The sequence below is a fragment of the Caballeronia sp. GACF4 genome (assembly GCF_023631025.1).
Classification (GTDB): domain Bacteria; phylum Pseudomonadota; class Gammaproteobacteria; order Burkholderiales; family Burkholderiaceae; genus Caballeronia.
In genome coordinates, this window is sequence record NZ_JALQDW010000010.1 from 49,206 (window position 1) to 68,048 (window position 18,843).

Annotated in this window: 16 protein-coding genes; 6 read left to right on the forward strand and 10 right to left on the reverse strand. The window is 62.8% G+C overall.

Features of this window, described 5'->3' with window-relative positions; all coding sequences use genetic code 11:
* Positions 1-120 precede the first annotated feature (120 nt).
* Entirely contained in the window at positions 121-1,194 is a 1,074-nt protein-coding gene (locus tag NCR40_RS11050; protein ID WP_244826198.1) for a helix-turn-helix transcriptional regulator, read from the forward strand.
* On the opposite strand, the gene NCR40_RS11055 is transcribed toward NCR40_RS11050, so the two are convergent.
* Positions 1,191-4,640, reverse strand: coding sequence for an ATP-binding protein (locus tag NCR40_RS11055; RefSeq protein ID WP_250509468.1), 3,450 nt, complete (start codon positions 4,638-4,640; stop codon positions 1,191-1,193). The genes NCR40_RS11050 and NCR40_RS11055 overlap by 4 nt on opposite strands.
* A 4-nt stretch (positions 4,641-4,644) precedes the next feature.
* A complete protein-coding gene (locus NCR40_RS11060) occupies positions 4,645-5,913 on the reverse strand; it encodes a metallophosphoesterase family protein (protein ID WP_250509469.1) in 1,269 nt (422 codons plus the stop codon).
* Positions 5,914-6,088: 175 nt separating this feature from the next.
* Between NCR40_RS11060 and NCR40_RS11065 the strand changes: the two genes are divergently transcribed.
* Entirely contained in the window at positions 6,089-6,316 is a 228-nt protein-coding gene (locus NCR40_RS11065; RefSeq protein ID WP_244826201.1) for a hypothetical protein, read from the forward strand.
* Between the two features lie 3 nt (positions 6,317-6,319).
* On the opposite strand, the gene rsmA is transcribed toward NCR40_RS11065, so the two are convergent.
* From rsmA to NCR40_RS11085, 4 genes are all read right to left on the reverse strand, one after another.
* Entirely contained in the window at positions 6,320-7,129 is an 810-nt protein-coding gene (gene rsmA / locus NCR40_RS11070; protein WP_250465607.1) for a 16S rRNA (adenine(1518)-N(6)/adenine(1519)-N(6))-dimethyltransferase RsmA, read from the reverse strand.
* A gap of 47 nt (positions 7,130-7,176) precedes the next feature.
* The gene (pdxA, locus tag NCR40_RS11075) at positions 7,177-8,178 is read right to left on the reverse strand and encodes a 4-hydroxythreonine-4-phosphate dehydrogenase PdxA (RefSeq protein WP_250465609.1); all 1,002 of its coding nucleotides are present in this window, start codon (positions 8,176-8,178) and stop codon (positions 7,177-7,179) included.
* A gap of 6 nt (positions 8,179-8,184) precedes the next feature.
* Positions 8,185-9,549, reverse strand: a complete 1,365-nt coding sequence (locus NCR40_RS11080; RefSeq protein ID WP_502800367.1) for a peptidylprolyl isomerase — start codon at positions 9,547-9,549, stop codon at positions 8,185-8,187.
* A gap of 125 nt (positions 9,550-9,674) precedes the next feature.
* A complete protein-coding gene (locus tag NCR40_RS11085; protein WP_250509470.1) occupies positions 9,675-12,065 on the reverse strand; it encodes an LPS-assembly protein LptD in 2,391 nt (796 codons plus the stop codon).
* A 246-nt stretch (positions 12,066-12,311) separates the two neighbouring features.
* Between NCR40_RS11085 and NCR40_RS11090 the strand changes: the two genes are divergently transcribed.
* From NCR40_RS11090 to purB, 3 genes are all read left to right on the forward strand, one after another.
* A complete protein-coding gene (locus tag NCR40_RS11090; RefSeq protein WP_250465610.1) occupies positions 12,312-13,337 on the forward strand; it encodes an aminoglycoside phosphotransferase family protein in 1,026 nt (341 codons plus the stop codon).
* Between the two features lie 6 nt (positions 13,338-13,343).
* Complete coding sequence (gene murU, locus NCR40_RS11095; RefSeq protein WP_250509471.1) at positions 13,344-14,051, forward strand: N-acetylmuramate alpha-1-phosphate uridylyltransferase MurU; 708 nt, start codon at positions 13,344-13,346, stop codon at positions 14,049-14,051.
* Positions 14,052-14,146: 95 nt separating this feature from the next.
* Positions 14,147-15,535: an adenylosuccinate lyase gene (purB, locus tag NCR40_RS11100; protein ID WP_244826207.1), complete on the forward strand. Its 1,389-nt coding sequence runs from the start codon at positions 14,147-14,149 to the stop codon at positions 15,533-15,535.
* A gap of 107 nt (positions 15,536-15,642) precedes the next feature.
* Here purB and NCR40_RS11105 read toward each other — a convergent pair whose 3' ends face one another.
* The 4 genes from NCR40_RS11105 to NCR40_RS11120 all read right to left on the reverse strand — a co-directional run bounded on the left by NCR40_RS11105 (position 15,643) and on the right by NCR40_RS11120 (position 18,543).
* Positions 15,643-16,137 (reverse strand): gluconokinase, encoded by a 495-nt coding sequence (locus tag NCR40_RS11105; protein ID WP_244826208.1) that lies wholly within the window; start codon positions 16,135-16,137, stop codon positions 15,643-15,645.
* Positions 16,138-16,147: 10 nt separating this feature from the next.
* A complete protein-coding gene (locus tag NCR40_RS11110) occupies positions 16,148-17,512 on the reverse strand; it encodes a GntP family permease (RefSeq protein WP_250465615.1) in 1,365 nt (454 codons plus the stop codon).
* Between the two features lie 264 nt (positions 17,513-17,776).
* Positions 17,777-18,088 (reverse strand): hypothetical protein, encoded by a 312-nt coding sequence (locus tag NCR40_RS11115; RefSeq protein WP_250465617.1) that lies wholly within the window; start codon positions 18,086-18,088, stop codon positions 17,777-17,779.
* Positions 18,089-18,195: 107 nt separating this feature from the next.
* Complete coding sequence (locus tag NCR40_RS11120) at positions 18,196-18,543, reverse strand: YadA-like family protein (RefSeq protein WP_250509472.1); 348 nt, start codon at positions 18,541-18,543, stop codon at positions 18,196-18,198.
* Positions 18,544-18,556: 13 nt separating this feature from the next.
* Between NCR40_RS11120 and NCR40_RS31280 the strand changes: the two genes are divergently transcribed.
* Positions 18,557-18,691 carry a hypothetical protein gene (locus NCR40_RS31280; RefSeq protein WP_284507754.1) on the forward strand — a complete coding sequence of 45 codons (135 nt, stop codon included), beginning with the start codon at positions 18,557-18,559 and terminating at the stop codon, positions 18,689-18,691.
* The last annotated feature ends 152 nt before the right edge of the window (positions 18,692-18,843 follow it).

The window sequence follows — 18,843 nt, forward strand, 5'->3', positions numbered from 1 at the left end:
TCCGCTCGCCGCGCGAAACGTCACTAGAACAATCCTAAACAGCGCTCGACCGTTCGAGACATCCTCTGTCCCAATGCTGCCTATAATCAAACCTCTCCGCTTCCAACCCAACGCACCGTCATGACCTCGAGCCTCGACGAAGCCATTCTCCGCGTGCTGCCAACCGAACGCGACGCGCTCGCGTGGCTCTCCACACCCGAAATTCGCCGTCGTCTCGAAGAGCGCGGGCATCGCGTTGGATACACGAAGAAAGTGCAGCGGCATCTCACCGCGCTCGAAGCCGAATCGCGCGTCATGTCGATGCAAAACGGCCGCGAACTGCTCTGGCAACGCAAACCGTGGCTGCATGGTCTGCAGGAAGGCGTCGGCTTGATGAGCGCATCGGAAGCCGTGGCGTTTCACATCCTGCAGCGCTTTGCCGGCAACAAGCTGCCGAACGCGGTCACGCGCGACATCGACCCGCTCTTCAAGGCAGCCGAAGCGCGGCTCTCGCAGGAAAAGGCGGACAGCCGCATCTACCGCGCGTGGGCGGACAAGATCGATTCCGTCGATGGCGCCTTCACGCTGATTCGTCCAAAGCTGCGTCCGGACATCTTTCAGGCCGTGGCGACAGCGACTTTCTTCGAGCGCGAACTGCTCGTGCAGTACCGCGCCGCGTACAAAGGCGAGCAAGGCGACGCGCCAAAAACCAGGACGCTCTGGCCGCTCGCGCTCGTCGAATCCGCTGGCGTGATGTACATGGTCGCGCAGGACCCGGGCCGTGCGCCGCGCCCGGAAAAAGGCGAAAAGGAATGGGTGCGCGCGCTGTACAGGCTGGACCGCATTCGTTCGGTGTCCGAGTCGGGCGAGTCCTTCACGTATCCCGAAGACTTCAAGCTGCGCAAGTACATCGAGACGCAGCAGGTCTTCGACTTTCTGCCCGAGCCGCCCGTGCGCCTCGAACTCGCGTTCGAAGGCAGTTCGGGCAACCAGCTACGCGAGTCGCCGATGTCGAAAGATCAGCACATCGACATGCTGCCCGACGGCCGCATGAAGGTGACCGGCACGGTGACGCCGAGCCTCAAGCTGCGCTGGTGGCTGCGCGCGCTCGGCGCGGGCGTCGAGATTCTCGCGCCGCAAACGCTGCGCGACGAATTCGCGGACGACTTCCGAAAGCTCGCGGCTCGGTACGCGCGTGCGAGTGAAACCGCCTAGCGCATGAAGTGCACGTTGACCTTCGGTCCGAACACTTCGCGCACCATGTCCACGAGATGATCGTGATGGCTCAAAAAAATCACCTGCGTGTGCATCGCGATTGCGCTCAAGACGCGCAGGCCGGCGCGCGCGCGGCCGTCGTCGAAATTGATGAAGAGATCGTCGGCCACGAACGGTAGCGGCGACGCCTTCTCGGCATGCTCCTCCAACGCAGCCAGACGCAGCGCGAGATAAAGCTGATCGCGCGTGCCTTCGCTCATGCCGGTGATCTCGACGTGTTCGCCGCTCTCGCGAATGGCGGCGAGCGCCATCGGCTGGCGGTCGTAATCCACGGCGAGCCGCGAGAACGCGCCGAGCGTGAGCTCCGAGAAAATCGTGCTTGCGCGCGTGAGCATCGGGCCTTGACGGCGTTCGCGGTATCGGTCGATCGCCCACTTCAGGAGCGTCGATGCCGTCTCCACCTTGACGAAGCGCTCGGCGGCATCGGCCATGACGGATAGCGCTTCCTGCCGCTTCGCTTCGGCGCGCGCGGCGTTGCCTTCGCCGGAGATCGCGTTGAGTTCGCGGCGCGCGGCATCGAGCTCCGTCGCCAGTTCGCTCGATGCCTTCACGGAATCGCCGAGCGCCGCGCCGATCAGCGACAGTTCGCCGTGCAGACCGGACAGGTCCGCGCCCTCCACTTCCGCGATCAGAACGTCGAGCGCGAGGCCGTCGCCACCTTTGATCAGCGCATCGCGCGCGGCATCGATCGCGGTGAGCAACGCGCGCTTCTTCTGCGATTTGCCGATGAGCGGCGCGAGCAACTCCGCGCTGTCCACGCGGGCCCGCTCGTAAAGCGGACGCAGCGCCGACTTCGCTTCCTCGACGCCCGCCTCGGCGCGGCTCACCTGCTCGCTCGCCGATGCCAGTTCCTTCTTCAGACGCTCGGCATCGGCACGCGCCGCGCACGCGGTATCGAGCCGCGCCGAGAGTTCGGCCGCGATTGCGCCGGGCTCACGCACATGGTTCGTGCCATCGAGTTCAAGCGCGAGCTGCCTTGCATCGGACTCGAACGAGGCGAGCGCCGCGCGCATGGCGTCGATCTGTCCGTGGCGAATGGCGTCGATCTGCACGAGCTGTTCGCCGATCTTGTGGACGATACCAATGGCCAATTCGGCCGCCGCCTGCGAGTCCGCCGCAGCCGCCACGCCCGCTTTCGCCGCGGCTTGCGACCATTCGGCTTGCCATCGCTCGAAGGCAAGCGCAGCGGCCTTGGCCGTGTTCTGCCGCGTGACCAGTTCCGCTTGCGCTTCGTCGAGTTGCCCGACGATATGACGCCGCTCGATCACCGCTTCGTCGATAGCGCCGATATGCGCTTCGGCGGCATCGCAGAGCGCGTCAAAGTCGGCGGTGGCTTCCGCCAACGGCAAATGCCGCGCGAGGTCTTCATGGCGCGTGGCCGCTTCGGCGCTTTCGCGCTCGAACTCTTCCGCGCGCCGGGCAAGCGTGCGCGCCGCCTCGATTACGTGCTCGCGACGCGTGAGCCATGAAGGGACGTCGTCGAGCGCCATCTCCGCAATTTGACTGTGCGATGCGAGCGCGTGCCACGCCGCATCGACGTCCGCGAGCGCTTTTGCGGCTTCGTCCGCGCTGCGTTGCCTTCGTGCGAGCGTTTCCTGATCGACCGCCACGCGCCGCTGCAACGCGCTGAACTGCGTGGCTTGTCCGATGGAATCGAGTCTGCGGTCCGCAAGGTCATCGGCGGTGTGCATCGCCGTCTCGAAAAGCGGCGCGCCCGAATCGAGCGGCGTCGCGCCACTCTTGAGCGCGTGCCACGCGGTATCGCGCGTCTTGCGAGCACCGCGAACCTGATCGCCCGTGACGACATCATGCGTCTGCGTGAAATCGGCGAGTTCGGCTTGCGTGGCGTGCAGCGCGTCGTGCGCTTCGTTCATGCGATCGGCGGCGCGCGTCAGCCGAAGCGCGAACTCCTGCCGCTCGTTGCGCAAGATGGCGATACGCTCGATCGACGGCAAGTTCATCGCTTGCAGTTCGGCAATTGGCCGCGACCATTGGCCAAGCGATGCAAGGCCCGCTTCGAGCGCATGCGCGGCTTCGCGGCGCGCGTCGCCGAGACGGTCTTGCGCCGTGCCCGTTTCGCGATACTTCTGCGCCTGCCGCAGCGCGCGACGCAACTCCTGCGAGACCTCGCCCTCGGCGATGCCGCCAAGTCGCGCCTTCAATGTCCCGATCTGGGCGAGCGTTTCATCGACCGAGCGCGCCGCATTGCGCGCCGCCGTCTCCAACGTGCCGCGTTCGCGCATCAGGCTCGTGACCGTCTGCAACGCAAGCTGTCCGGGCAGCGCCTGACGCGCGCCCGCTTCGTTTTGCGGCCAGCCGAGTTCCGCGCAATCCTGCGCGACTTGGCGCAAGCGCGCGCCGACATCGTGTTCGAGTCGCGCGATGTCGGTCGCGTGATGCGCGCACCGATGACGCGTGGTGTCGAGCGCGCGTATCCGGGTTTCCAGCGCGAGCAACGCGTGGTCGATGCGGATTTCGTTCAGCTCCGCCTGACGTTGCGCCGTCGCCTTCGCGTGCAGCTCGTGCGCGGTTTGCGCCGATGCAAGCCGTGTCAGCGCGCTTTGCAAAACAGCTTCGGCGTCGGCGGGAAGATCGGTGACTTCGCCGAGTTCCGCGAGCTCGGCCGCCTTCTCGCGCCACACGTTCAAATACGGCGCGACGCGGCGAATCCGCTCCAACTTGCCGCGTTTCGCTTCGAGTTCCGCGCGACGCGTTTCGAGCGCGCGGCCGCGCTCCTCGGCTTCATCGACCGCCGTATATGTCTTGCGCCATTGCGTCGTGCGCACGCTTGCCATCTTTAATTCGCTCGTGGCTTCCTCGAATTGCTTGAGGCCGATGTAATACGCGCGGTCGCCTGACTTGCGCTTGGCCCAGAGCGCGTCCGCTTCCTCGGCCAGGCGTTGTCGCACGGCGCCAAGACTCGCAATGCCCGCAGCCGATTGAAACAGCACCTGCCCGACATCGCTCGATGCATCGAGAATGCTTCGTCCGCCCGCAATCAATCCTTCGTGGCCGAGACAGTACATCTGCTCGAAGAAGCTCTTGTCCGCCGTGCCGATGAAGGGCGCGAGCGCATCGGTGGCGAGCGCGTCGCCATTGGGTTTGGCAAGCGACGCCTTGCGGCTCTTGGTGCGATGAAACGCGAGCGTCTCGTCGTTCAGTTGCAGCGTTGCGCCGAGTTGCAGATCGCTCTGCGGATGCACGAACGCGAGCGGCGAGCGCTGCGGAATGCCGAACAGCAATTCGGCAATCGCCGTCTTGATGGTCGACTTGCCCGCCTCGTTCGGTCCGACGATGAAGTGAAAATCCTGCGGCGCCGCCGGAAATTCGATGACGCGATCCGTGAACTTGCCGAAGCGAATCAGTTCTAGCTTGCCGATGCGCATGAGCCTATTCCGCATCCGCGAGTTGGGCGATCAGACCGGAGCGCACTTCGGCGACGATCCGCGCGAGATCGTCGTTGCGCACGTATTCGAGTTCGGGCACCGACTTTTGCAATTCGCCCGGCGCCTGTGACGCCAGACCGATCAAACGCTCTTTCAACATGCTTAGAAATTCCGGGTCGGACTCGGCTTCGACCAACAAGGCGTGCAGGTCGGCGAGCGCATCGGCGCCGCCGGCGAACGGTTCGCCCGCCGCGCTCGAATGCACGATCGGCTGCGTCGCGATCTTCACTTTTTCCAGCCACAGACGGTCGTGGCTGATCGCCGCGATCTGCGCCAGCACTTCGGCGCGCAATTGCGCTTCTAGACCGAATAGCGCGCCATGCGCCTCGGTCGCGCCGGTGATCGTCACCCGCACCGCGAGCGGCACGGGTTGCGCGGCGGATTCGACGAGCGCATCAAGCGCGCGTCCGACCGCGAGCGCGACGTCATCGAGCGTGACGGCTTCGCTGGCATCGACGATAACGGACTCCCAGCGCAAGACATCGATGAAAAGCCGCTCGACGCTCACCTCTTCCGTCTCCGAAACGTGGACGATCACCGCACCGCGCCGGCCCGTTTCGCGGATATTGCGGCCCTGCAAGTTGCCAGGAAACACGATCGTGGAGGCCTCTTGCCAGATGGCGAAATCGTGCACGTGGCCAAGCGCCCAGTAGTGATATTGCCGCGCGTGCAACTCGGCGATCGAGCACGGCGCGTAACTCGCGTGCGCCGCGCTGCCTTCGAGCGCGGTATGCAACACGCCAATGTTGAAGTAGCCCTCGACCGGCTGCGGATACGCGGTGACGAGATTCGTCGTGACCGCTTTTTCCTTGAAGCTGTGGCCGTGCAGCGCCACCTTCAGGGCGTCGAGTCGAAAGGTCTGCGGCTTTCTGCTCGAAAACGTGTGCACGTTGTCGGGCAGCTGCAACTGGCTCGTCATCTCGCTCTCGGCGTCGTGATTGCCGAAGAGCACATAAACCGGAATGCCCGCGCGTCGCAAGCGCCCCATCTCGCGGCAAAAGAAGATGCCCGTGTTGTAGTCGCGCCAGGTGCCGTCGTAGAGATCGCCCGCGATGACCATGAAGTCCACCGCCTCTTCGAGCGCGACATCGACGAGCTTCGTGAATGCATCGCGCGTGGCGTTGCGCAAGAGATCGGCGGGCGCGTCGGCATAAGCGGCGAGACCGTGCAACGGGCTGTCCAGATGGATATCCGCCGCGTGAACGAACCGCATGGCGTTGCCTCCTTTTTGATGTACTCGATGACCGCGCGGAGCGACGATGATAGCAGCCGCAATGAACGAATCGCGTCGCGTTGGAACGCGTTTCTTCGGGACGCGATGTGTCCCTGCGGGCTTGCACAATGACTCACTCGCATCCGCCGAAGAACGAACAGAACGAGGAGAACAAGTGAGCGCAACGAGCCCTTACACCACGCAGACAGTCGATGCCGCCATCGTGCATCTGGAACGCGTCCTGTCGAAGGAAGGCGCAAATTCGCTGTTCGGCCAGACGTACTGGCGCAGTCGCGTACAGCAGGTCAGCGCGACGCGCGGCCTGCATCGCGACCAGCGCATGCGGCTCGAACGTCTCATGCGGCTGCTTTCGGACGTTTCGAGCGCCGCGCTATGTCTATGACACTCAAGCCCGCACGAGCGCTTGTGCCAGCGCAACGAACTCCGCCACCGGCACTTCTTCGGCGCGACGCGCGAGATCGAAGCCGAGCGCGTCGAAGTCGATTCTGTCGCGATACGCGCCGAGATTGTTGCGCAGGACCTTGCGACGCTGCGCGAAAGCAGCCTTGACGACTTCACTCAAGGTCGCCTCATCCACCACGGGCAGTTCGTGCGGCGCGAACGGAATCATCCGCACGATCGCGGAATTCACTTTCGGCGGCGGCTGGAAAGATTCGGGCGGCACGTCGATCAGCTTGTCCATCACGTAGCGGTATTGCAGCATCACGGACAGGCGGCCGTAGTCCTTGCTGGCGGGCTCGGCAATCATGCGATCGACCACTTCGTCCTGCAGCATGAAGTGCTGGTCGATCACCTTGGGCGCGAAGCTCGTCAGGTGAAACAAGAGCGGACTCGAAATGTTGTACGGCAGATTCCCGACGATACGCAGCGTCGGCTTGTCGCCTTCCAGCGCGAGCGAGCCGAAGTCGAATTCGAGCGCATCGGCGGAATGCACGACGAGACGCTCGCCAAAGCGCTTTTCCAACCGGCCGATCAGATCGCGGTCGAGTTCCACTGCGTGCAGCGGCGACTCGGGCGTGGCCACCCGTTCGATCAGCGGCTCGGTCAGCGCGGCAAGACCCGGTCCAATTTCGACCATGCGTTCGCCGCGTTTCGGCGCGATCGTATCGACGATCGAATCGATCACGCCCTGATCGACGAGAAAGTTCTGCCCGAAGCGCTTGCGCGCGAAATGGCCCTGGTGTCTGGTGGACATCGGTCTGACGCCTTTGAAACTGATGTGGATGAAGAACCGCGCGACGCTCAGACGCCGCGCTTGTCTCGGTGCTTGTGGCGCGCCATCGTGACGGCGGCGTCGATGGCCGCGATCATGCTGCCCGCATCGGCGCGGCCCGTGCCCGCGAGATCGAGCGCCGTGCCGTGATCGACGGAAGTGCGGATGATCGGCAAACCCAGCGTGACATTGATGCCTTCGCCAAAGGTTGCGAATTTCAGTACCGGCAAGCCCTGGTCGTGGAACATCGCGAGCACGCAATCGGCGTCTTTCAGATAGCGCGGCTGAAACAGAGTATCCGCCGGATACGGACCCGGCGCGTCGATACCGAGCGCGCGAGCACATTCGAGCGCGGGCGCGATGACATCGATTTCCTCGCGGCCGAGATAACCGTTCTCGCCCGCATGCGGGTTCAGCCCGGTCACGAGAATACGCGGCGCGGCGAGGCCGAAATGCGCGCGCAGATCGTGATCGATGATGCGCAGCGTCTCGACCAATCCGTCGATGGTCAGTGCCGCGGACACGTCCTTCAGCGGCAGATGCGTGGTGGCAAGCGCAACGCGCAATGGCCGCTCGCCCGTGCCCGCCAGCATCATCACGACTTGCGGCGTATGCGTGCGCTCGGCGAGATATTCGGTGTGGCCGGTGAAAGGCACGCCGGCGTCGTTGATCGTGCTCTTTTGCAGCGGTGCGGTAACGATGGCGTCGAACCGGCCTGCGAGCGCGCCGTCGATGGCTGCATCGAGCAGATTCAGCACGTAACGGCCGTTGGCCGCGTTCAGCTTGCCGGCCTCGGCGGGCGCGGCAAGCGCATGATGCTCGATCTCGATTCCACCATGCGCGGCAGGCCAGGACGCAGCGCGTGCCTTGAGCAACTCGCGGTCGCCCAGCACGACGAAGCGCGCTAACGGCCAGCGCGCGTGCGCTTCCTGCAAGGCGGCCGCCGTCAATTCCGGACCGACGCCCGCCGGTTCGCCCGTGGTGATCGCGATGGTGATCGCCGGGGCGAGCGGATGGGTGTCGGCGTTCATGCTTTTTTACTGCTGGGCTTGCGCCGCAATGCCCTTGTACTGCACGTAGGCGGTGTCACGCAGTTCGCGCAGCCAGTCGGAGTACGCCTGTTCCGCCTTGCGCTGACCAATGGCCTGACGCGCGATATCGAGCTGCTGCGTGGCCGACCCTTCCGCGTCGCGCCGACCCAGCACCTGGATCAGGTGATAGCCGTATTCGCTGCGCACCGGGTCGCTCACGGCGTCGTCCTGCAGACTGTTCATCGCGCGTTCGAACTCGGGCACGGTTTCGCCCGGGCTGATCCAGCCGAGATCGCCGCCTTGCGAGGCCGAACCGTCTTGCGAATACGTGCGCGCGAAGTTCGCGAAATCGCCGCCCGAGAGCACTTGCTGCTTGATGTCGAGCAGCTTCTGGCGCGCGGATTGTTCCGACATGCCATCCGACACGCGCAGCAGAATGTGACGCACGTGCGTCTGCACGAGCTTCGGCGCATCGGCCGCGGTGCCCTGGCTCGCGCGGCGTTCGACCAGCTTGACGATCTCGAAGCCGCCGTCGGTGCGCAGAAGCGTCGGCACGACCTGACCGGGACGCAGCGTGGCCACTGCCGACACGATGCCCGCCGGCAACGTGCCCGGCGTGCGAAAGCCGAGGTCGCCGCCCTTGCCTGCGTCCGTGTCCTGCGAATTCTGCCTGGCAAGTTTCGCGAAGTCGTCGCCGTTTTGCGCTTGCTTAAGCACCGCGTCGGCTTGCGCCTGCACCTTCGCGACATCGGCGGAAGATGCGTCGGAAGGCAGCTTGAACATGATGTGCTGCAGGTGCAGATCGCTCGAGTTGCGCGCGCCGGGACCGCGCTGGCTGGCGATGTAGTTCGCCACTTCGCCGTCGGACACGGTGATCTTGCTGTCCACTTCCTTTTCGCGCAGCTTGGAGAGCGTGAGTTCGGTGCGGGCGTCGCGCGTGAAGGTGGCCCAGGGCACGCCTTGCGCCTCGATGCGCGAGCGGTAGACGTCGAGCGTCATCTGGTTTTGCTGCGCAAGACGCTCGAGCGTGCGGTTCACGGTGGCGTCGTCGACGACGATGTTGTCTTCCTTCGCGCGCTGCAACTGAATGCGCTCGAGCACCATCTGATCGAGCACCTGCTGCTGCAATTGTTCAGCGGGCGGCACCGGCGCGTTCTGTTGTTGCAGACGCTGCGCGATGAGGCGCGAGCGGTCTTCGAGTTCGCGCCGCGTAATGACGCCGTCGTTGACGATCGCGACGACCGAATCGGTGACTTGGGCACTGCTGCCATTCGACAACGCCTGCGCACCGGCCGGCGAACTCAGGATCAGAGCGGCAGCGATCACGCTTGTTGCAACTACCGTCGATCGAAACATATTCACGTTTGCCACAGATACTCCATCAAATACGGGTCGTGCCCGTTCGTATGCTGCTTCTCGTGCGGTTCTGGCGAGCCGCCTTACTGCTTCTTAGCTGCGTGTTAGAGGATGCCTTGTCCGCCTGCGTTCCCCGAGGCTCACTCGTAGTTGCTGTAGCGGGCGAGCGGCGGCGCTGCTGGCGGCGGAGGCTGGTAGCCCTGGACGCTCGCGCGGAACGCGCTGACGAGGCCGTTGTCGACGTTCGACAGGCCCTTGAACGTAAGCTGCGCGAGCACGCGCGTGCCGGACGAGGGCTGACCGCTGGTGTTGACGCCATTAGCGTAACGTTGCGCGCCGAAACCAAGCGCCCAGCAGTCGGCATCGTACTGGAAGCCCACGAGGCCGTCGACGAGCCGATGACTCGCAAGATCATAATTGACACGAGCGACCGCATAGAGACGATTCGTGAGCGGCCACTCGCCGGACACCAGGATCTGGTTGATCGGCTCGTTCACGAGCGTGGTCTGGTTGGAACGCGTGTAGCGGTAGCCGACGTTGATCACCTTGCGGTCGGCCGGGCTGAACGCGAAGCCGATGCTCGAGCGCACGAGCTGATTGTTGTCGACATTATATTGGAACGCGGTTTCCGAGGCGAAACCAGCTCCCAGCTTGATCGCCGCGCCCGCGATGAGGTCCGAGTGCTTGGCCTCGTTGATCGGCTGATCCTCGGAGATCGTGACGCGCTGGCTCGTGAAATAGTACTGCTGCGCGATGACGAAACGCGCACGTTCATCGCCCGTCGCCGGGTTGATGAAGCGCGTCGTGAGGCCCGCCGTGATGCGGTTTGCGTCCGCGATCCGGTCGTTGCCGACGAACGTGTTCGGCGTGTAGATCTCGGCGAGACCGAAGTCGGCTTCGGCGGTATCGAAGATCGGCGCGAAATTCTGGTTGTGATACGGCGTGTAGACGTAGTAAAGCCGCGGTTCCAGCGTCTGGATGTAGTCCTGGCCGAAAAGCCGCACCGAGCGGTCGAACACGAGACCCGAGTCGAAACTGAGCGTCGGGATCGATTCGGTGAAGTTCTTCGGCTGACCTGCCGGCGTCAGCGGTTGACCCACTACCGGCCCCGTCGCGATATGGCTCAGGTCGTAAGACGCGAAATGCCACTGAATCTTCGGCGTGACAAAGTAGCCCGGCGCGTTGACCCCGTAACTCACGTACGGGTTGAAGTACATGCGCTGACCGTCGGTCGCGCCTTCCTCGGTGATCGTGAAGCGCGTGAAATCCGCTTCGGCGCCGTAATCGAAACCGCCGACGTTGAACTTGCTGTACTGCACGTTCAACTGCGGTTCGCGCGCATACGGCGGGACCGACGGCTGCAACGTCTGCCAGCGCTGTTCGCGCGCAAGCACGGACCACGGTCCGTTGCTGTATGTCAGACCCGCTTCCTGCTGGTAGAGCAACTGCGTGCCGTTCAGGAACTGGTTCGACGCGTTGCCCAGGTCTTCCGGATACTGATCGTCGGAAACCTTGTTGTAATTGACGTAACCCGCAAGGCCGCCGCCGAAGTTCTGAAAGTGTTTCCAGAAGATGGCATAACGGTTCGTGTGCGTTTCGCGGTCGTTTGGCAGAAAATCGCCAGTGAATGAGCCCGAATATGTAGGCGACAGATAGCGGTACGTCGCTTCCATCAGAACGCCACGCTGAGTCATGATGCGCGGCGTCAGTGTCAAATCGCGATCGGGCGCGATGTTGAAATAGTACGGCGCCGTCAGTTCGAAGCCCGTGTTCGAACTCACCGAAAAAGTCGGCGGCAGAAAGCCACTGCGGCGGTCGCCCGTCAACGGAAACGACAGCCACGGGCTTGCGAATACCGGCACGCCCTGGAAGAACAGCACGCCGTTATGCGCGACGCCGTCTTCGGCGCCGGTATCGAAATCGAACGAACTGCCCTTGATGTACCAGGCCGGATTGGTTTCGCACGCGCAGGCCGTGTAGGTGCCGTGATCGACACGCGCCCGCTCGTTATCGATGATATCGATGCGCTCCGCGCTGCCCGAGCCGCCCGTCAGCAGGAAGTGGTACTTCGGGTTCGTCATGAACCCTTCGTTCGCCTCCACCTTCAAATGCGCTTCGGGACCCACGAACGACACGCCGTTGTTGATGAGCCTGACATTGCCGAAAGCATCGGCCATGTCGGTGTCCTGGTCGTAATGGAGCGCATCGCCCTTGATGACCGTCACCGTGCGCCGGATTTCCGCCGAACCTTTCGCCGCCATGTCCTCGTCGGACGTGCCAGTGGTCTTGTCGCCGAGAAGAAAGCTCGTTGGCTGCTGGCCGCTCTTCAGCGGGCGCTCTTCCAGTTGGGGCGCGAGACGCAGGCTGCCGGGACCGTCGATTGGCTGCGGTTCGGCTGCGGGTCCTGCAAGCTGAGCGTGCGCGAAAGCGGGCATCATGCCCGGAACGGATAAAAGCGCGGCGACGAGCCGCCGCCGGCGTGGCTGAGCGTCGCCTGGAATCTTCGATGCGGGAAACTGTCGTGGCGGCATGTATGGGTGGCGGTTCGATCCCGTTCGCGTCCTGAGCGCGATGCCGACAAGTCTGCGGCCGCGCTTTTGGCCGCGCTGTGACCGCACATGCGTCGAGGTCGAAACTGGACGGTCCGTTGCCAGGCAGGGACGACACTCGATCGAACGGTGACGCGGACAGTCGTCGGGCCTGGCGCCAGGCTTGAAACGGATCGCTTAAAAAAGTCGTGGGGTATTATATGGCAAGATGTTTTGCCTCTCGAATTTATGACGCACATTCCCCCCGATTCCCGCTTCGAACAACTTCGTTCGTGGCTGCAAACCCTCACCGATCGTTACCGGCTCGATGTCGCGACGCTCGCGCCCGCGTCGGCCGACGCCAGCTTTCGCCGCTACTTCAGGCTGGAAAGCGCATCGGAGCATGGCAGCACGCTCATCGCCGTCGATGCCCCGCCGCCCGAGAAATGCCGCGAGTTCGTGCAAGTGGCAGGCTTGCTCGAAACCGCCAACGTGCATGTACCGAAGATTCTCGAGGCCGACTTCGAGGCCGGCTTCATGCTCGTGACCGATCTCGGCACGACCACCTACATCTCCGTCCTCGATGAAAAGAACGCGCGCGGGCTCATGCGCGACGCCATCGACGCGCTGATCCGCTTTCAGCAGACTTCGCGCGAAGGCGTGCTCCCGCCGTTCGACGAAGCGTTCCTGCGTCGCGAGATGGAGTTGATGCCCGAGTGGTTCATCGGCCGTCACCTTGGCCGCGAGGTCACACAAGCCGAGCGCAAGACGCTCGACAAGACCTTCGATCTGCTCGTCAAAAGCGCGCTCGCGCAACCGCGGACTTTCATGCTGCGCGACTTCATGCCGCGCAATCTGATGGTCGCGGAGCCGAACCCCGGCGTGCTGGATTTTCAGGACGCGGTGTACGGGCCGATTGCGTACGACATCGCATCGCTCATGCGCGACGCGTTCATCAGCTGGGACGAAGAGTTTCAGCTCGACTGTATCGTGTACTACTGGGAACGCGCGCGAAAGGCCGGCCTTCCGGTCGATGCGGACTTCGGCGAGTTCTATCGTCAGGTCGAGTGGATGGGCCTGCAGCGGCACATCAAGGTGCTCGGGCTGTTCGCGCGCATTCATTATCGCGATGGCAAGTCGCACTATCTGGCGGACTTGCCGCGCTTCATCGGCTACGCGCGCAAGGTGGCCGAACGCTACGCGCCGCTCTTCCCCTTCGCGCGGCTGCTCGATCAGTGGGAAGGCCGCGCGATCGAAGTCGGCTATACGTTCTGAGCACCCATGAGTCAAACCCTCAACACGGCGATGATCTTCGCCGCCGGCCGCGGCGAACGGATGCGCCCGCTCACCGATTCCTGCCCGAAGCCGCTGCTTGAAGTCGGCGGCAAGCCATTGATCGTCTGGCAGATCGAGCGGCTCGCGGCGGCGGGCATCCAAACCATCGTCATCAATCACGCGTGGCTCGGCGAGCAGATCGAAGACGCGCTCGGCGACGGTTCGCGCTGGGGCGTCGAGTTGCGCTATTCCGCCGAGACCGACGCGCTGGAAACGGCGGGCGGAATCGCGCAGGCGCTGCATCTGATCGGGCGCGGCGTTTTTATCGCGGTGAGCGGCGATGTGTTCTGCGAGTTCGACTATGCGTCGCTCGGCGAACGCGCCGACAAGCTCGCATCGCGCGATACGCCCGGCATGCATCTCGTGATGGTGCCCAATCCGCCCTTCCATCCAAACGGCGACTTTGCGTTGCGCGAAGACGGACTGCTCGCCATCGACGGCGCGCCGCGCCATACGTTCGGCAACATCGGTCTCTACGACACGCGCATGTTCCATGACCTGACTCCGGGTACGCGCCGCGCGCTGACGCCGTATTACCGCGAGACCATCGCAGGGAAACGCGCCACCGGCGAGTTGTACGTCGGCCGCTGGGAGAACGTCGGCACGCCCGCGCAACTCGACGCGCTCGACCGGGCATTGCGCGCCCAAGCCTGAGGCGCGCCGGGATTGGGACGCATCCGATGGTAAAATGCGCAGTTCTGCCGTCTTTTCCTTCCAGCCGCAAGCAGAAGCTGACACGCCAAGCCATCATGTCCGATACCCGTCCCGATACCCTCTTCGCGCTCACCGCGCTTTCGCCGCTCGACGGTCGCTACGCCTCCAAGACTGAAGCCCTGCGCGAATGGCTCTCCGAGGCCGCATTCATGCGTCACCGCGTGACGGTCGAAATTCATTGGCTGATCGCGCTGTCGCGTGCGGGCTTCGCCGAAGTGCCGCGCTTTTCCGAGGCATCCGAGCAATTTCTGCTGAGCTTGGCCGAGCGCTTCACGGCGCACGACGCGGCGCGCATCAAGGACATCGAGCGCGTCACGAATCATGATGTGAAGGCAGTCGAATACTGGCTGAAGGAATCGGTCAAGGGTCAGCCGGAACTGGAACGCGCGAGCGAGTTCATTCACTTCGCGTGTACGTCGGAAGATATCAACAACACGTCGCACGGGCTCATGCTCGCCGGCGCGCGCGAACATGTCATCGTGCCCGCGCTGCGCTCGGTGCACGAGCGCCTGGTGAAGCTCGCGCACGCACACGCCGAACAGCCAATGCTCTCGCGCACGCACGGCCAGCCCGCGAGCCCGACGACGCTCGGCAAGGAAATCGCCAACGTGGCGGCGCGTCTGTCGCGCGCCATCGAACGTATCGTCGAGGTGCCGCTGCTTGGCAAGATGAACGGCGCGGTCGGCAATTACAACGCGCATCTGTCGGCGTATCCGGAGTTCGACTGGGAAGCGTTTTCGAAGGATGTCGTCGAAAACCGTTTGAAGCTCACGTTCAATCCGTACACGATCCAGATCGAGCCGCACGACTACATGGCGGAACTGTTCGATGCCGTCGCGCGCGCGAACACGATTCTGCTCGACCTCGATCGCGACGTGTGGGGATACATCTCGCTTGGCTACTTCAAGCAGCGCACGAAAGCGGGCGAGATTGGTTCATCGACGATGCCGCACAAGGTCAACCCAATCGACTTCGAAAACTCGGAAGGCAATCTCGGCCTAGCGAACGCGACGCTGCGCCATCTTTCCGACAAGCTGCCGATTTCGCGCTGGCAGCGCGACCTCACCGATTCGACGGTGCTGCGCAATATCGGCGTGGCATTCGGCTACTCGCTGCTCTCCTACGACGCGCTGATCCGCGGTCTGGACAAGCTCGAGGTGAACGCGGCGCGCCTGAACGAAGATCTCGACAATTGCTGGGAAGTGCTCGCCGAGCCCGTGCAAACGGTGATGCGCCGTTTCGGCATCGAGAATCCGTATGAGCAACTGAAGGAACTGACGCGCGGCAAAGGCATCACGCGCGAAGGCTTGCAGACGTTCATCAATGGTCTCGCGATTCCCGCGGATGCGAAGCAGCTGCTGCTCGACATGACGCCGGGTTCGTATATCGGCAAGGCGGTCGAGCTGGCGAAGCGAATCGCTTGACGTTCGATCGGGCCGCTTGAGCCGGCCCTTCCGCACTTGCTCGCTTCATAAAAGAAGGCCCCGCGCTTGAACACGCGGGGCCTTTTTTGATGCCTATCGCTCCTGACTCAGCGCGTCTTGAGCTTCTCGATCACGTTATCCACGATCTGCTCAGGCGTGAGTTCAATACTCTCGATGATCGCCTCGTCTTCGCCCGGCTCCTCGAGCGTATCGAGCTGGCTTTGCAACAGCGACGGCTCGAAGAAGTGGCCTGTGCGCGTCTGCAGGCGCTCCTTCAATACGTCGAACGTGCCTTGCAGATAGACGAAAACGACGTCCTTGTCGCCATCGCGCAAGATGTCGCGATACGAGCGCTTCAACGACGAGCACGTGAACACCGCCGTTTCGCCCGCGCGCTTTTTCTCTTCGATCGCCGCGCGGATCGTCTTGAGCCACGGCCAGCGGTCGTCGTCCGTCAGCGGGATGCCCTTGTGCATCTTTTCCTTGTTGGCGGCGCTGTGGAACGCGTCGCCGTCAGTGAACGGGCATTGCAGGCGTTCCGCCAGCATTTCGCCGATGCGGGTTTTGCCGGCGCCCGAGACGCCCATCGCGATGAGAATCATCAAAATCTCCTTACACGACCGCCGCGAGCGCGAAGGTCAAACCTAAACCCATCAGGGAAATCAGCGTTTCGAGCAACGACCAGGTCTTGAACGTCTGTCCGACCGTCATCCCGAAATACTCTTTGATCAGCCAGAAGCCGCCATCGTTCACGTGCGAGAAGATCAGCGAGCCAGAGCCGGTAGCAAGTACCAGCAACTCGGGACTGACGTGACCGCCTGCCGCCGCTGCAATCGGCGCCACGATACCGCAAGCGGTCGTCATGGCGACAGTCGCCGAGCCGGTGGCCAGGCGAATCAGCGCGGCGACGAACCAGCCGAGCAGCAAGGGCGAAAGATTCGCTTGCGAAGCCGTGGCGACGATCTGCTGAGAAATGCCGCTCTCACGCAGGATATTGCCGAAACCGCCGCCCGCGCCCACGATCAGCGTGATGCCCGCGATTGGCGCAAGACATTCGCCGCAGAACTTCTGGATCTGATCGCGATTGAAGCCGCGCGCCGCACCGAAAGTCCAGAAACTGACCAGCACGGCAATCAGAAGCGCCATGTCGGACTGACCGACGAAGCGTAGAAGGTCGTTGGGCAGCGTCTTCGGCGTGAAGACCAAGTCAGCCCAACTGCCGACGAGCATGAGAATCACCGGCAACAGAATGGTGAAGAGCGTAATGCCGAAGCTCGGCAGATCGCGCTTTTTTTCCGTATCGCCATGCTTGCTGATGAACTGGTCGGCCAGCGCATTGGCATCCGGCAGCTTGATGTACTTGTGGATCATGAGCGCAAAAAGCGGCCCGGCGACAATTGCGGTCGGAATCCCGACGATCAGACCATATGCAATTGTCCTGCCGATATCGGCGTGATACGCCTGTACCGCGAGCAACGCGGCCGGGTGCGGCGGAATCAGACCGTGCACGACCGAAAGGCCGGCGACCATCGGCAGACCGATCAGCAGCAAGGACTTGCCCGTGCGTTTGGCGACATTGAACGCGATCGGAATCAGCAGCACGAAACCCACCTCGAAGAACACCGGCAAGCCCACGATGATCGCCACGACCATCATCGCCCAGTGAATGTTCTTTTCGCCGAAGACATTGATCAGCGTATTGGCGACGCGCTCGGCGCCGCCGGATTCCGCCATCATTTTGCCGAGCATCGTACCGAGACCCACGACGATGGCGATATGCCCGAGCGTATTGCCGTTGCCGGTCTCGAACGCCTTGACGATCTTGTCCATCGGCATGCCGACCGCAAGCGCGAGCAGCACGGACACGATGATCAGAACGAGAAACGGGTAAACCTTAAAACGCGCGATCATCAGGATCAGAACCGCGATCGCGATTACCGCATAGAGCAGGAGCATGCTCCCGTGGACGGCCGGCATGACGCCTCCTTTGATTTTGTTGAGGTTTTTGGCGCTATGCGTGCGTTTGCCGTCGCTGCAAAGAAGCAACGGGCAAGCGCGTGCACCGCGCCGAAGAATCGGGATTTTACTGGTAAGCGGGAAAGTCGTCCGTAAAGCGGTCGAAGGACAACATAAAGCTGAATTTGGATGCGCGCGCCGTCGCTTGAATGTGAAAAAAGCCGACTCTTGTTGAGAGTCGGCTCTTTCGTGCCTATTGCTTCGCGCTAATTCGAACAGCTTGAATCAGGACGCCGGATTCGCGGTCGATGCGGCAGAACCGCAGGTGAAGGTGATCTCGCGCGGATTGTTACGGCCTTGATTGCCTTGCAGACCGTCGACTGCCTGCACCAAAACCACTTGGCGATCCTGGCAAATCTTTGTCGCCGCACTCATGCACGACTTCTGCGACTCGAACAGACCGGAGCATGTGACACGATAGGCTTCGCCCTGATTTGCGATGTTCACCTTTCGAGCCGTATAGGCCATGCCTGTGTCGGTGGTGCATGCAGACAACATTGCCGCTGCGGAGATGATGGAAATAAGATACTTGAACATCTTTCAACTGCCGGGTAATTGGTTGCTTGAATCGAGCGCCTGGGCAAACGCGCGACTACGCGAATGCCCAGGCTTTGCTTCCTGACTTTCACGTCAGGAAGCTCGCTTTACCACCGGTACGAAGCGTTGGCGCTGTACACGGTGCCATTGCGGCTCGTACCCGCACCCGCCTGCAACACGAGGTTCTGCGTGACGCGCAGGTTCATCGCGACGGCAGCCGCCGCATAACCCTGATACGCGGCGCCGCCCACACCGACGGACATATCCTTGTCCTGATCGATGTGCGGGACCATGGCCAGAGCCGTAGCCGCCGCAATACCCGAGTAGGCAGTGCGACCGATGTTAGTGACCTGGCTTTGCATCCCGGCAACCGCACCGTCCGTGTAGCCGTTGGATTGCGCGACCGCGTCGTTCAACTGGTTCACGTTGACCATATCCGTGTCTTGCGTAGCCATCGAGTTGACGCTCGTGGAAGTCGAACCCGACAGACTGCTCGTCGAACTATTCGCGGTGCTCATGCCCGTCGACAGGCTTGTCGACAACGTGCTGACCGAGCTATTGGTCGAACTGAGACCGTGCTCACGCCTGTCGAGATCGAATTGACGGACGTACTTGCGCTACCGAGAGTCGTAGAGAGGGAGTTGACCGAACTGTTGGTGGTGCTCAAACCCGTGGACATCGAGCTGACCGTGGTAGACAGGCTACCCACCGCGCTCACCGTCGTGCTTACAACGGTCGACAGGCTTCCAACCGAA